1 pseudogene is annotated in these 801 nt (G+C 27.6%); it reads left to right on the forward strand.

Annotated elements, in window-relative coordinates:
* A pseudogene (locus COZ07_RS02430) lies at positions 1-801 on the forward strand (site-specific DNA-methyltransferase); the annotation flags it as partial.

Genomic DNA, 801 nt, shown 5'->3' on the forward strand with positions numbered 1-801 from the left:
CTGGTTATATTAATTTAATGAAGATTAAGTCACGATATTATGAAAAAGGAGTTTTCCCTAAATTACAAAAAGATATTGATGAGGCATTAAAACCATTCCCTAATTTTAGAGAAGAACTTTTTAACCGACTTTATACTTTTTTTAATCGTTATTTTTCCGAAAGTGGTTCGATTTACTTCAGATATACTCCTCTTCATCAAAATGTATATGAGAAAGTCTATACTGACGATAAGGATGTAATGCTCTTCTGGAAAACTCATATGCTTTATTATGTTAAAACTGATCGATTGTTTAAAAATCTAAAAGTAGAAGTAGATGATTTTAAGTTTTTCTTTGATGTATCTGACCTTGAATATAAAAGGGCAAACGAAAAGAAAGAAATTGTTTATGAATTTAAAGAGAAGAGAGAAGATGGAATATTCCCCTTTTGTAAAGGGGTGTCAAACCGAAGGTTTGATGGGGTATTTGTCTTTAATGTTTATTATTCTGAAAGAGGAAAGAAAACTAAAATAGTTGATATTTTAAAAGACTTAAAAAAAGAAGGCATAAACATAAATGAAGATACTTTAGAGAAAGCTTTTAGAATTTTTGAAAAGCAGAACGAAGTTGATTATTTTATCAATAAAGATGCCAAAACATTTTTAAAAGAACAATTTGATATCTGGCTTTATCAATATGTTTTTTCTGGTGAAAGTGAATGGTCAGAGGAAAGAATAAAACAATTGCAAATTTTAAAAGATATTTCCTTCAAAATCATTGATTTTATCTCACAATTCGAAGATGAATTAGTAAAGATTTGGA

This window comes from Candidatus Infernicultor aquiphilus (assembly GCF_002784285.1).
Lineage (GTDB): Bacteria > Atribacterota > Phoenicimicrobiia > Phoenicimicrobiales > Phoenicimicrobiaceae > Infernicultor > Infernicultor aquiphilus.